At 73.1% G+C, this 12,323-nt stretch carries 11 protein-coding genes and 1 pseudogene; 4 read left to right on the forward strand and 8 right to left on the reverse strand.

Annotation, left to right across the window (positions count from 1 at the left end; all coding sequences use genetic code 11):
• Positions 1-288: 288 nt before the first annotated feature.
• Positions 289-2,118 carry a serine/threonine-protein kinase gene (locus ACFYWG_RS32590; protein ID WP_389204418.1) on the reverse strand — a complete coding sequence of 610 codons (1,830 nt, stop codon included), beginning with the start codon at positions 2,116-2,118 and terminating at the stop codon, positions 289-291.
• Positions 2,119-2,221: 103 nt separating this feature from the next.
• Entirely contained in the window at positions 2,222-3,070 is an 849-nt protein-coding gene (locus tag ACFYWG_RS32595; protein ID WP_383509119.1) for a menaquinone biosynthetic enzyme MqnA/MqnD family protein, read from the reverse strand.
• A 352-nt stretch (positions 3,071-3,422) separates the two neighbouring features.
• Between ACFYWG_RS32595 and ACFYWG_RS32600 the strand changes: the two genes are divergently transcribed.
• Entirely contained in the window at positions 3,423-3,626 is a 204-nt protein-coding gene (locus tag ACFYWG_RS32600) for a cold-shock protein (protein WP_003974443.1), read from the forward strand.
• Positions 3,627-4,083: 457 nt separating this feature from the next.
• Positions 4,084-4,737: a class I SAM-dependent DNA methyltransferase gene (locus ACFYWG_RS32605; RefSeq protein WP_383509113.1), complete on the forward strand. Its 654-nt coding sequence runs from the start codon at positions 4,084-4,086 to the stop codon at positions 4,735-4,737.
• A 52-nt stretch (positions 4,738-4,789) separates the two neighbouring features.
• Here ACFYWG_RS32605 and ACFYWG_RS32610 read toward each other — a convergent pair whose 3' ends face one another.
• A complete protein-coding gene (locus ACFYWG_RS32610; RefSeq protein WP_389204419.1) occupies positions 4,790-5,911 on the reverse strand; it encodes a sugar ABC transporter substrate-binding protein in 1,122 nt (373 codons plus the stop codon).
• 106 nt (positions 5,912-6,017) lie between these two features.
• Complete coding sequence (locus ACFYWG_RS32615) at positions 6,018-7,937, reverse strand: AMP-dependent synthetase/ligase (protein ID WP_385419575.1); 1,920 nt, start codon at positions 7,935-7,937, stop codon at positions 6,018-6,020.
• 598 nt (positions 7,938-8,535) lie between these two features.
• Between ACFYWG_RS32615 and ACFYWG_RS32620 the strand changes: the two are divergent.
• Positions 8,536-8,796, forward strand: a pseudogene (locus ACFYWG_RS32620) (SDR family oxidoreductase); the annotation flags it as partial.
• Positions 8,793-9,644 carry a MaoC/PaaZ C-terminal domain-containing protein gene (locus tag ACFYWG_RS32625; RefSeq protein WP_389204420.1) on the forward strand — a complete coding sequence of 284 codons (852 nt, stop codon included), beginning with the start codon at positions 8,793-8,795 and terminating at the stop codon, positions 9,642-9,644. The pseudogene ACFYWG_RS32620 and the gene ACFYWG_RS32625, both read left to right, overlap by 4 nt.
• Here the strand turns inward: ACFYWG_RS32625 and ACFYWG_RS32630 are convergent.
• The 4 genes from ACFYWG_RS32630 to ACFYWG_RS32645 all read right to left on the reverse strand — a co-directional run bounded on the left by ACFYWG_RS32630 (position 9,632) and on the right by ACFYWG_RS32645 (position 12,313).
• Positions 9,632-10,297 carry a TetR/AcrR family transcriptional regulator gene (locus tag ACFYWG_RS32630; protein ID WP_376331473.1) on the reverse strand — a complete coding sequence of 222 codons (666 nt, stop codon included), beginning with the start codon at positions 10,295-10,297 and terminating at the stop codon, positions 9,632-9,634. The genes ACFYWG_RS32625 and ACFYWG_RS32630 overlap by 13 nt on opposite strands.
• A 94-nt stretch (positions 10,298-10,391) precedes the next feature.
• A complete protein-coding gene (locus tag ACFYWG_RS32635; RefSeq protein ID WP_376331471.1) occupies positions 10,392-11,702 on the reverse strand; it encodes a dicarboxylate/amino acid:cation symporter in 1,311 nt (436 codons plus the stop codon).
• A gap of 67 nt (positions 11,703-11,769) precedes the next feature.
• Positions 11,770-11,871, reverse strand: a complete 102-nt coding sequence (locus ACFYWG_RS32640; RefSeq protein WP_376331469.1) for a putative leader peptide — start codon at positions 11,869-11,871, stop codon at positions 11,770-11,772.
• Positions 11,872-12,013: 142 nt separating this feature from the next.
• Positions 12,014-12,313 (reverse strand): DUF4229 domain-containing protein, encoded by a 300-nt coding sequence (locus tag ACFYWG_RS32645; protein ID WP_376331467.1) that lies wholly within the window; start codon positions 12,311-12,313, stop codon positions 12,014-12,016.
• Positions 12,314-12,323 lie beyond the last annotated feature (10 nt).

The following is a 12,323-nucleotide window of genomic DNA, read 5'->3' on the forward strand; positions in this document are numbered from 1 at the left end:
CGGCCCCTTACTCCCCTCACACCTAGGGGACTTGACGACCGGGGAACGCGGCCGGGTGCGGTGGCCGGAGGCCCCACCGCGCGCCCCGACCGGGTGCTCCTGCGACCTCGCGGTGAACGGTGTGCAGGTCCGCCGGAGGTTCCGGGCCCGGGGCCGCGGTCGCACCGCCGACGGTGACGTGGATCTCCGGCCCGTCCGTCAGCGGCAGCCTGCCGCCCGCGCCCGGTCCTAGGTCGTGTCCGCAAAGTCCCTCCGTCCGCCCGGAGGGCGGGACTTTGCGGACACGACCTAGCGCAGCTTCGACAGCCGCGCCTCCGGGCGGCCCGCCCTCTCGCTCTCGGAGCGGTAGCGCAGGTCGTCGCCCACGGGTGTCAGGCGGACCGTCGTGGGGGCCGGATCGCAACCGGCGTGATTGGACTTCTCCCCGACCGACGCGGCCACCAGCTCCTTGTCCGTCACCTTCTTCAGGGTCAGGACGTCGACGCACACAGCGCCGAGCGCGTCCGTCTGCCGCACCTTCCCCAACTCCTGTCCCACGGCGGCCTGTTCGACGGTGACGCGGAACGTGCCGACGGGCAGGCCGCCGCCGAGGGCCGTGCCCCGGCCCTCCCAGGTGCCCAGGTAGGCGGCGGGCACCGCGCCGGACGGGGCCCGGGACGCGGTCGCCGCGGGCGGGGAGCCGGGGCCCGCGCCGGCGTCGTTCGTGTCGTCGGAGCCGCGGCCCGGCAGCAGGTCGAAGACGAACACCGAGCCGATCGTGACGGCCGCCATCGCGCCCGCGACCGCCAGGGCGACGGAGCAGCTCAGCTTCCGCACCCGCCCGCCGTCCTCCTGTCCGGAGGCCGCCGCGACCGAGACGGACACCCTCCCCTTCCCGGGCCGTCGGCCGCCGGAGGCGTCGCGGGTCTCCTGGGACCGCCCGAAGTTGCCCTCCCCGTCGCCGTCCCGGGGGCCGGGGACGCCGGGAGCGGCCGGCGCAGTCGCCCCCGGGGCGGGCGCCAGGGGAAACACACCTGAGGCGGGGGATGCCGGCATGACGGGCGGCGGACCGAACACGCCCGCGCCGGCAGCCGGCACCCCGCCACCGCCCGCCCCGGCAGCCAGATCGTGGATTCCGGCCGTCCCCGGCGCCGCCGTGCCAGGGCCGCTTCCGCCGCCCGTCCCCGGCGTCCCCACCGAAGGGCTGCTGAAGCCGACGGGGCCCGACGGGGTCTCCGTCGCGGCCGCCTCCAGGTTCAGCAGGCGCACGGCGCTGCGGCTCACCTGCTCCACCAGCGGGCCGGGCAGCCATCCGCCCGCCACCAGCCGGGCCGCGCCCTCGGGGGCCAGGCGGCGGGCCAGTTCCGCCGGGGAGGGGCGCTCGCCCGGGTCCTTCGCGAGGCAGGCCGCCGTCAGGGTCCGCAACTCACCGTCCAGCAGACCGAGTTCCGGCTCCTCGTGGACCACCTTGTAGAGGAGGGCGGCCGAGGAGTCGCCGGGGAAGGGCGGTTCACCGGTCGCCGCGAACGCGAGGACCGCGCCGAGCGAGAAGACGTCCGCGGCCGCGGTGACCCCCTTGCCCAGGATCTGCTCGGGCGACATGTAGCCGGGCGAGCCGATGGAGACGCCCGTGGACGTCAGGGACGCCGTGCCGTCCGTGGCGCGGGCGATGCCGAAGTCGATCAGCAGCGGGCCGTCCAGGGTGAGCAGGACGTTCGACGGCTTCACGTCCCGGTGCACCAGGCCCAGGGCGTGCACGGCGGACAGCGCCTCGGCCAGTCCGGCGCCCAGGGCGCGGACCGTGTGGGCCGGGAGCGGGCCGCCGTCGGCGACCGCGGCGGACAGTGCGGGGCCCGCCGCGTACCCCGTCGCCACCCACGGCACCCGGGCGTCCGGATCCGCGTCCAGGACGGGCGCCGTCCAGGCACCGCCCACCCGGCGCGCGGCGTCGACCTCCCGCCGGAAGCGCGCCCGGAACTCCTCGTCCAGCGCGAAGTGTGGGTGGACGATCTTCACGGCGACCGTGCGGCCCCCGGCGCTGCGGCCGAGGTAGACCCGGCCCATGCCGCCGGAGCCCAGCCGGCCGAGCAGCCGGTAGGGCCCGACGACGGTCGGTTCGTCGGCGTCGAGCGGCCGCATGGCGTCACCCCTCCCCCGTAGGCGGACTCCCCGCCGGCGGACGGGCACCCGCGGTCCCCCTGCGCCTGCGCTCCCCGCAGCGTAGTGCCGGCGGCCCGGCGGCTCACGGCTGCAGCAGGTCCACTTTCACGTCCGCGGGGAAGCCGGTCGTGGGACCGACCCGGCGGGCGAACTCGGCGACCGCCTCCAGCTGCGGGCCGCCGAAGCGGAAGTCGAGCGTGGTGAAGTACCGGGCCAGCGTCTCCTCGTCGAAGGCCTCCCAGCGGGCGGCCTGCTCGGCGACCTTGCCGACCTCCTCCAGGGAGAGGTTGCGGGAGGCGAGGAAGGCCTCGTGCACCTTGCGGGTGATGACCGGCTCGCGCTCCGCGTAGTCGCGGCGCGCCGCCCAGACCGCGAAGACGAACGGCAGGCCCGTCCACTCCTTCCACAGGGCGCCCAGGTCGTGCACGTCCAGGCCGAAGCGCGGGCCGTCGAGCATGTTGGCGCGCAGCGCCGCGTCGCCGATCAGGACGGCGGCCTCGGCCTCCTGCATCATCAGGCTCAGGTCGGGCGGGCAGGTGTAGTAGTCCGGCTGGACGCCGTAGCGCTCGGAGAGGAGCAGCTGGGCGAGCCGGACGGAGGTGCGCGAGGTCGACCCGAGGGCGACGCGGGCGCCGTCCAGCCGGTCGAGCGGGACCTGCGAGACGATCACGCACGACATCACCGGGCCGTCGCAGCCGACAGCGATGTCGGGGAAGGCGACCAGGTCGTCGGCGTGCTTGAGGAACTCGACGAGGGTGACCGGACCGATGTCGAGATCGCCCTGCACCAGCTTCTCGCTGAGCTTCTCCGGGGTGTCCTTGGTGAGCTCGAAGTCGAGGAGCGTGCCCGTTCTCGCGAGCCCCCAGTAGAGGGGCAGGCAGTTCAGGAACTGGATGTGGCCGACGCGCGGCCGGGTGCGAGGATTGTCCACATCGCGAGGCTAGCCCTCGGGGCGCGCGCCCCGGCGCGCGGGCCCCGGCGAAGGCGCGGGCCGGGCGCCGGCCGGTTCCGCCGTCGGGGTGGGGCGGGCGATCAGGTGTTCTCGGCCGGTCGGCCCGTGATGTTCAAACATTCGGGTGACGTGATCTTGACCCCTATTGCATTCCGGGCCCCGCGTGCTAGGCTCATCGCAAGTTGCAGTTTGGTTTCCCTTGCAGTACAGAGCCTGCGGAGCATGTGACCGCGGGCTCTCGTCATTCTCAGACATATGCACTTGTGCAGAATTCATCTTCACACTTGCTGGTTCTGGAGCAGGGCAACCCTTTTGAGCCCAAGGAGGGCTTATGGCTACCGGAACCGTGAAGTGGTTCAACGCCGAAAAGGGCTTTGGTTTCATCGCCCAGGAGGGCGGCGGCCCCGACGTCTTCGTCCACTACTCCGCGATCAACGCGCAGGGATTCCGGTCCCTGGAGGAGAACCAGCAGGTGTCTTTCGACGTCACCCAGGGCCCGAAGGGCCCGCAGGCGGAGAACGTCACCCCTGTCTGACACGTAGTACCCAAGGAGCCCCGCGCCGTCAGGCGACGGGGCTCCTGCCCTTTTCGGCCCCTGCCGTTCGGTGAATTCCGGGCGAATTCCCCCCGTGGGAGGATGAGCGAATGGGGAAACTTCCGGAGAACAAGGGCGAAGGTGGCGGATCCGCCGCCGGGGGGACCGGTCCGGTGGGGGTGCCGCTCGGTCTGTCGGCCGGTATTTCCGTCGGTACGGCCGTGGGACTCATCCTAGGCCTGACGGTCTTCGACAACCTCGGACTCGGACTCGCACTCGGCCTGGGCTTGGGCACGGCGATCGGAGCGGGTGCCGGAATCGGGGCGGACCCGAGCCCGCTGCGGCGGAGTGCGGAACCGGCACCGGGGGCGCACGGCGACCGGTCGTCGCCCGGGGCGCCGGGCGAGAAGCAGGACCGGCCGCCTCGGGAAGGGCGGCCCGGGTAGGGTCCCGGGGCATGACTGACGCGGACTTCGTGAGCGCGACCCGTACCTTCTACGACGCCGTCGCCGAGGACTACGCCGTGCGGTTCCCCGAGCCGCACACGGCCGTGGTGCTGGACCGGTTGCAGCTCGACGCGTTCGCCGAGCTGGTCGGTGAGGGCGGGCGGGTCGTCGACCTGGGGTGCGGGCCGGGCCGGGTCACCGCGTACCTGGCGTCGCGGGGGCTGTCGGTGTCCGGCCTGGACCTGTCGGAGTCGATGCTGGCGATCGCCCGGCGCGAGCACCCGGGGCTGCGGTTCGAGCAGGGCTCGATGCTGGAGCTCGACCTGCCCGACGCCTCGCTCGACGGGGTGGTGGCCTGGTACTCGATCATCCACACGCCCGACGCGCGGCTGCCCGCCCTGTTCGCCGGCTTCCGCCGCGTCCTGCGCCCGGGCGGGCACCTGCTGCTGGGCTTCCAGTCCGGTGACGAGCCCCGCCACTACGCGCAGGCCTTCGGCCACCCGGTCTCCCTGACCTTCCTGCGGCGCCGGCCGGAGGACGTCACCGCGCTGCTGTCCGAGGCCGGTCTCACGGTCCGCTCCACGACGGTGCGGGTACCGGACGAGAGCCAGGGCGAGCCGGTCCCCCAGGCGTCCGTCATCGCCCGCAGGCCGAAGGAGCGGTGAGCCGGCGCCGCTCCCCCGTCCCTGCCCCCGGCAGGGCCCCGGTGGCCCGCTCCTACTCCAGGCCGATGGCCCGGCAGTCCGCCTTGTACGGCGCCGTGCAGATGTCCTTCACCGTGTACACGCCGTCCGCGATCACCGTCTCCTCGACGGTGTCCCGGGTCAGGGCGACCACCGGGACGAGCATCGACGGGATGTCGCGCTGCGTCGGGCTGTCGACCGTGTCGCGGGTCAGCGCGGCGAACTCGATCGACCGGTCCTGCACCTTGGCGACGGCGATCTTCGCCGCGTTCGTCGCCTCCAGCAGGAAGGACTTGTACACCGTCATGTACTGCTCGCCGGAGACCACCCGCTGCACGGCGTCGAGGTTGGCGTCCTGCCCGGTCACGGGCGGGATCTCGGTGGCCCCGGCCTCCTTCAGCGCCTCGATGACGGCGCCCGCCATGCCGTCGTTGGCCGAGTAGACCGCCGCGATGTCGTTCAGCCCGACCTCCTTGATCGCCTTGCGCATGTTCGCCTTGGCGACGGCCGGCTTCCACTCCTTGGTGTCGTAGCGCCGCGCGATCTGCACCTGGCCCCGCAGCTCGCCGAGGGCGCCGTCCTTGAAGCGGGCGGTGTTGGGGTCGGCGGGGTCGCCGTTCATCATGACGACCTTGCTGCTCTCGGCCTTGTCGCCGAGTTCGCCGACGATCGCGCGGCCCTGCACCTGGCCGACGAGTTCGTTGTCGTGGGAGACGTAGGCGTCGATCGGGCCCTCGGCCAGGCGGTCGTAGGCGATGACGGGGATGCCGGCCGCCTTGGCCTTGCGCACGTCCGGGGCGATAGCCCTGGAGTCGACCGCGTCGACCAGGATGACGTCGACCTTGCCGGCGACCATCTGCCCGAACTGCTCGCTCTGCCGGGAGGCGCTGGACCCGGCGTTGGCGTAGCGGACGGTGCCGCGGCCGCCGGTGAGGGACTCGACCTCCTGCTTGATCAGGGGGTGGTCGAACTTCTCGAAGCGCGCCGTGTCCTTGTCGGGCAGCAGCAGGCCCACCGTGATGTCGTCGCCCTTCGCGGCGGCTCCGTCGTCGCTCGCGCCGCCGCCGCAGGCGGTGAGGGACACGGCCGACAGGGCGGCCGCCAGGGCGACGGTGAGGGGCCGCACGGCGGTCCGGCGGGTGGTACGGGGTGTCACTGGTGGTGCCTTCCGTGGGGGGAAACGTCGGGGCGCGGTGGCTGAAAGCCAACGGGGCGGCACGGTGCGTCGTCAACCGGCACGTGTGAAGACCTCGCAAAAGTGCCTACTGCGGGTACAGGCCCGCCACCTCGCCGGCGAAGTCGCGCAGGACGGCCTCGCGGCGGAGCTTCATGGAGGGGGTCACATGGCCGGCCTCCTCGGTGAAGTCCACGGGCAGGACGGCGAACCGGCGGATGGACTCCGGCCGGGAGACCATCGTGTTGGCGTCGTCGACGGCGCGCTGCAGCACCGCGCGCAGATCCTCGTCGTCGGCCAGCAGGGTGGGCGGCACGGGGTGTTTGCCGTTCATCTGGCGCCAGTGGGTGATCCCGTCCGGGTCGAGGGTGATGAGGGCGGTGACGTAGGGGCGGCCGTCGCCCAGGACGAGGCACTGGGAGATCAGCGGGTGGGAGCGCAGCCGGTTCTCCAGGGGGGCCGGGGCGACGGACTTGCCGCCCGCGGTGATCAGCAGTTCCTTCTTGCGGCCGGTGATCGTCAGGTAGCCCTCGTCGTCCAGGGAGCCCAGGTCACCCGTGGGAAGCCAGCCGTCGGGGGCGGCGGGGACGACACCCCCGGCCCGGGGGTCCCAGTACCCGCGCAGGACGTGGTCGCCGGCGACGAGGATCTCGCCGTCGGCGGCGATGCGCACCCGGGTGCCGGGCAGCGGCCAGCCGACCGTGCCCAGGCGGGGCTTGAGGGGCGGGGTCACGGTGGAGGCGCCCGTGGTCTCCGTCAGGCCGTAGCCCTCGAAGATCTCGATGCCGGCACCGGCGTAGAACGCGGCGAGGCGGCGGCCCAGGGGTGAGCCGCCGCAGATCGCGTAGCGGACCCGGCCGCCCATGGCGCCGCGGAGCCGGCGGTAGACCAGCGGGTCGTACAGGGCGCGGGCGGCCTTGAGGGCGCGGGTGGGGCCGGGGCCGGTGCCCGTCCGGCGGGCCTCGACGGCCTCGCCGTAGCGCTGGGCCACCGCCGCCGCGCGGTCGAAGGCCGCGGCCCGGCCGGACGCCTCGGCCTTGGCGCGGGCGGAGTTGAAGACCTTCTCCAGCATGTACGGGATGGCCAGCAGGCAGGTGGGCCGGAAGCTCTGGAGGTCCGGCAGCAGGTGCTCCGCCTTGATGCTGGGCGCGTGGCCGAGCCGGACCCGGGCCCGGACGCAGGCGATCGCCACCATGCGGCCGAAGACGTGCGACATGGGCAGGAACAGCAGGACCGAGGCCTCGTCGCCGGTCCTGGCCCGGAAGACCGGGAAGAGCAGTTCGATGGCGTTGTCGACCTCGGCGAAGAAGTTGCCGTGGGTGAGCGCGCAGCCCTTGGGGCGGCCGGTGGTGCCCGAGGTGTAGACGAGGGTGGCCAGGGTGTCGGGGCCGAGCATGCCGCGCCGCACCTCGGCCTCCTGGTCGGCCAGGCGTGCCCCGGCCTCCGCGAGCCGGTCCACGTGCCCCTTCTCGACGACCCACAGGTGCTTCAGGTCGGGCAGGTGCGCGCGTTCGGGCCCGAGGGCGGCGGCCTGGGCGGCGGTCTCGGTGACCAGGGCGACGGCGCCCGAGTCCTGCAGGATCCAGCGGGCCTGGAACACCGAGGAGGTGGGGTAGACGGGGACGGTGACCAGTCCGGCCGCCCAGGCGGCGAAGTCCAGGACGGTCCACTCGTAGATCGTGCGGGCCATCACGGCGACCCGGTCGCCCGGCGCGAGCCCCTCGGCGATCAGCCCCTTCGCCACGGCCAGGACCTGGGCGGCGAACTCGCCGGCGGTGACGTCGCTCCACCGTCCCTCGGCGTCCTTGCGGCTGAGGGCGACGGCCCCCGGGTCGGTGCGCGCGTTGTCGAACGGCAGGTCGGCGAGCGACCCGTGGGTCCACGGCGGGGCGAGCGGCGGCACGGACGCCTCGCGCACCGCCCCGTCCAGCCGCCGCACCTCGGGCTCGACCAGCACCGGCCCGCCGTACACGTCGCCGTGGGCGGAGGAGGGATACGCAGTGGACACGGGCGGCTCCTGGGGCGTGCAGCGGGGAACTGCTTGCTGCATGAGTACGTGCCTCGTACGCCGAGGCGCTCAACCGGCGCGGCCCCCGCGGGGGTTACTGACGGTAGGAACGGGATCGTACGGCGCTCACGTGGCGGGTCTGTGCGGGTTCGGGGCGGGTCCGGAGCCGGGCCTGTGCATGCTCGGGGGTCACCTGAGGGTCGTTCAGGTCCGCCGCCGGTCCCCCGGCTCAGGCGCGTTCGAGCACGGCCGTCACGCCCTGCCCGCCCGCCGCGCACACCGAGAGCGCCACAGGACGATGCGGGCACCGCCGACGGATCGCCACGCGCCGTACGGCGGGCGCCGGTTGCTGAGGGCTCATCTCGACCTGCTCCTCGTCCGTGACATAGCCTTACCTCCGGTAACTTTACTCCAGAGTAAGCACAGCTGTGCGTCCAGAGCCGTCACGGGATCCGGGAGTTCGTCCATGGCCGACCGCTGTCTGCGTTTCACCGGTACCGCACCCGGCCGTTTCCTCACCCGCCGGCTCGGGCTGCCACAGCCGGCGCCGCTGGTGCGCTGGTCCCCCGAACACCCGGCCCTGGAGGGCGGACTGCGCCTCCGCGCACTCGCCCCGCGGGCGCCGGCCGAGCACGGCGTGACGGTCAACGCGGTCGCGCCCGGCTTCATCGAGACGCGGATGACGGCCGCGGTCCCGCTGCTCGTCCGGGAGGCGGGCCGGCGCATGAACTCCCTCGCCCAGGGCGGCCTGCCCGCCGACGTCGCCGAGACCACGGCCTGGCTGGCGCATCCGGCGTCGGGCGCGGTCAACGGCCAGGTCGTCCGCGTCTGCGGCCAGAGCCTGCTGGGGGCGTCATGACGGGCACCAGCGACCTCGTCCTGCCGGCGTCCCCGGCCCTCGCCCCGCTCCTGGCGCGCGGCGCCCTGCTGTCCCCCTTCAAGCGGCCCTCGCCGGACGCCGCGTTCCCGCGCACCCGGCTGGTCCTGCCCGGTCTGCGGGTGGACCTCGCGCGGCTGGCGGCGTACGAGCGGGTCTGCGGGTTCCCGACCGGCGACGACGCGCTGCCGGTGACCTATCCGCACGTCCTCGGATTCCCGCTGGCCATGCGGCTGATGAGCGGGCGGGACTTCCCGCTGCCGCTGCTGGGCCTGGTGCACACGTCGATCGGCGTCACGCGGCACGGCCCGACGCCCGCCACCGGGCGCTACGAACTCGCCGTGCGCGTCGAGGCGTTGTCCCCGCACCGGCGCGGCACCGAGGCCGCCGTCGTCACCGAGATGCGCGACGGCGGCGGGGACCTGGTGTGGGAGTCCAGGAGCACCTACCTGGCCCGCCACCCGGGGGCGCGTGCGTCCGGGTCCGCGCGCGAGGAGGAGCGCGAGCCGCTGCCCGCCGTGGCCGACTGGCGCCTCGCCGGGGACGTGGGACGCCGCTACGCAGCCGCCTCCGGCGACCGCAACCCCATCCACCTCCACCCGCTCACCGCGCGGCTGTTCGGCTTCCCCCGGGCGATCGCGCACGGCATGTGGACGGTGGCCCGCTGCCTGGCCGCCCACGGCACGCCCGACCGCTGCTCGGTGCGGGCGGGGTTCCGGGCGCCGGTGCTGCTGCCGGGGACGGTGACGTACGCGGCGAAGGGCGGCCGGTTCGAACTGCGCGGTGCGCGCGAGCGGCTGCACCTCACGGGGGACGTCTACCCGGCGTGAGGTTCCTGCTGCTCCTGCGGCGGTGACCAGGGGCGGCCCGCCATGAGGTCGCCGAGCCCGGCCCAGGCGAAGTTCATCAGGGTGGCCGCGGCCTGGCGGGCCGTGACGCCCGGGGTGGCGTTGGCCCAGGCGGCGAGCGACTCGGCGGCCCCGACCAGGGCCTCGGCGAGCCCGGCGACCTCGCGCTCGGGCAGGTCGGGGTCGCGGTGCGCCTCGCGGGCCCCGGCGAGGATCAGCTGCGTCACGAACGCGACGATCTCGGCGCGCATCGCGCTGACCTCGGCCGCGAACGGCTCGCCGTGCGTACGGGCCTGGAGGTGCAGCACCGACCAGGCGTCCGGGTGCTCGGCGGTGTGCGCGAAGAACGCGCCGAGGCCCTCCCACAACTGCCGGTCGGCGGGCACGTCCGGGCGGACCCCGGCCCGCACCGCCGCCACCAGGGCCGCCGCCTCACGGCGGATGCAGGCGGTGAAGAGGTCTTCCTTGGAATTGAGGTACAGGTAGACCAAGGGCTTGGAGACCCCGGCGACTTCGGCTATCTCGTCCATGGACGCGGTCATGTAGCCGCGCCGGCCGAAGATCTGCACGGCGGCGTCCAGCATCTGCTGCTCGCGGACCGCACGCGGCATCCGCTTGGTCTTCACGGCACCCATAGCGCTCAAGCGTACGGGCCCCCCGTGCGGTCCCCGGCCGGTTCTCCGGCCGGGCCGCCCGAGGGGCCCTTCACGCGTCACGTCACCCGGGGTGTCAGGCGGCGGCGGGGACGCGCTCCGTGCTGTCGCGCGGCTCCTCGGCCGGCTCCTCCAGCGAGGAGCCGTCGGCCGTGGCGTAGGCGTCGCGGTCGAGCAGGTTCTCCCGGGCCGAGACCAGCACCGGGACCAGCGCCTGGCCGGCCACGTTGGTCGCGGTGCGGATCATGTCGAGGATCGGGTCGATCGCGAGCAGCAGGCCCACGCCCTCCATCGGCAGGCCGAGGGTGGACAGGGTCAGGGTCAGCATGACCGTCGCACCGGTGAGACCGGCCGTGGCGGCCGAGCCGACCACCGAGACGAACGCGATCAGCAGGTAGTCGCCGACGCCCAGCTGGATGTCGAAGATCTGCGCGACGAAGATCGCGGCGATGGCCGGGTAGATGGCGGCGCAGCCGTCCATCTTGGTCGTGGCGCCGAACGGCACCGCGAAGGAGGTGTACTCCTTCGGCACGCCGAGGCGCTCGGTGACCTTCTGCGTCAGCGGCATGGTGCCGACCGAGGAGCGGGAGACGAAGGCCAGCTGGATGGCGGGCCAGGCGCCCTTGAAGAACTGCACCGGGTTGACCTTGGCGACCGTGGCCAGCAGCAGCGGGTACACGCCGAACATCACCAGGAGGCAGCCGATGTAGATGTCGGCGGTGAAGGTGGCGTACTTGCCGATCAGGTCCCAGCCGTAGGTGGCGATGGCGAAGCCGATGAGGCCGATCGTGCCGATCGGGGCGAGCCGGATGACCCACCACAGCGCCTTCTGCAGCAGGCTGAGGACGGACTCGCTCAGGGTGAGGATCGGCTGGGCCTTCTCGCCGAGCTGGAGGGCGGCGATGCCGGCGACGGCGGCCATGAAGACGATCTGCAGCACGTTCAGCTCGGTGAACGGCGTGATCACGTCGGTGGGGACGATGCCGGTCAGGAAGTCGATCCAGGAGCCGGTGCTCTCGGGCTTCCCGCCGTCCTTCGGCGTGAGCCCGGTGCCCGCGCCCGGGTTGGTGACCAGGCCGATGACCAGGCCGATGCTGACCGCGATCAGCGAGGTGATCATGAACCAGAGGAGGGTGCGCGAGGCCAGGCGGGCCGCGTTGTTCACCTTCCGCAGGTTGGTGATCGACACCAGGATCGCGAAGAAGACGAGGGGGGCGACGGCCAGCTTCAGCAGGCCGATGAAGGTGTCGCCGACCTTCTCCAGGGTCGTGACCAGCCAGGACAGGTCCTGGCTGCGGGCGAGCCAGCCGAGCAGCACACCCAGGACGAGACCGGCGAGTATCTGGGCCCAGAAGGGCACCTTGAAGGACTTCGTGTGTGAGGACACGGACTGACTCCGTTGGGGGGACGCGTAGGGGGGAGCTGACGTGGGGACGACGGGGTGTTGCGTTACGTCAGGGACGACAGGAAGAGGACGCGCACCGACAGAGATCCACGTGCAGCCGCGCCACGAGCGGAACGCTCGGGGGTGATGAGGGCGCAACTGCTGACGTCATACATCGACCTTAACACCCTAGCTTTGAGGACCCCAAAGCCTGGCTTTGACAGGTGACGGGACACACACACCCGTACAAGGCAAAGCGCCCCGTGTCCGCACAGGTGCGGAAACGGGGCGCTGTACGCCGATGTGAGGGGACTTTACGAAGGCTGCCCCTGGGCCCGGGCGGTGTCGTCCGCGCCGTCCTCCTGGCTGCGGTTGGCGTCCAGGTTGGCCTTCATCCGGTCGACCCGCTGAGCGACCTGGACGGATGCCCGGTCACGCTCCTTGCGCAGCACGACGAAGCTGATCGGCGCGGAGATGAGCAGGGCGAGCAGGACGACCCACAGGCCGTTGCTGTCGCCGAGGCCGCGCGGGGCGAGGCCCGAGTAGACGGCGCCCCAGACGACCACCAGGCAGCCCACGAAGACACCGAGGCGCATCAGCGTGTAGCGGAGCATCTCAATCCAC

Origin of the sequence: Streptomyces sp. NPDC003456, assembly GCF_042878735.1 — a bacterium.
Lineage (GTDB): Bacteria > Actinomycetota > Actinomycetes > Streptomycetales > Streptomycetaceae > Streptomyces.

Excerpts from the sequence above, each read along its gene's own strand:
- ACFYWG_RS32640 (WP_376331469.1), bottom strand. The coding sequence starts at position 11,871 with ATGACGTCAGCAGTTGCGCCCTCATCACCCCCGAGCGTTCCGCTCGTG.
- ACFYWG_RS32625 (WP_389204420.1), top strand. The coding sequence starts at position 8,793 with ATGACGGGCACCAGCGACCTCGTCCTGCCGGCGTCCCCGGCCCTCGCC.
- ACFYWG_RS32600 (WP_003974443.1), top strand. The coding sequence starts at position 3,423 with ATGGCTACCGGAACCGTGAAGTGGTTCAACGCCGAAAAGGGCTTTGGT.
- ACFYWG_RS32605 (WP_383509113.1), top strand. The coding sequence starts at position 4,084 with ATGACTGACGCGGACTTCGTGAGCGCGACCCGTACCTTCTACGACGCC.
- ACFYWG_RS32645 (WP_376331467.1), bottom strand. The coding sequence starts at position 12,313 with ATGCTCCGCTACACGCTGATGCGCCTCGGTGTCTTCGTGGGCTGCCTG.
- ACFYWG_RS32630 (WP_376331473.1), bottom strand. The coding sequence starts at position 10,297 with ATGGGTGCCGTGAAGACCAAGCGGATGCCGCGTGCGGTCCGCGAGCAG.
- ACFYWG_RS32590 (WP_389204418.1), bottom strand. The coding sequence starts at position 2,118 with ATGCGGCCGCTCGACGCCGACGAACCGACCGTCGTCGGGCCCTACCGG.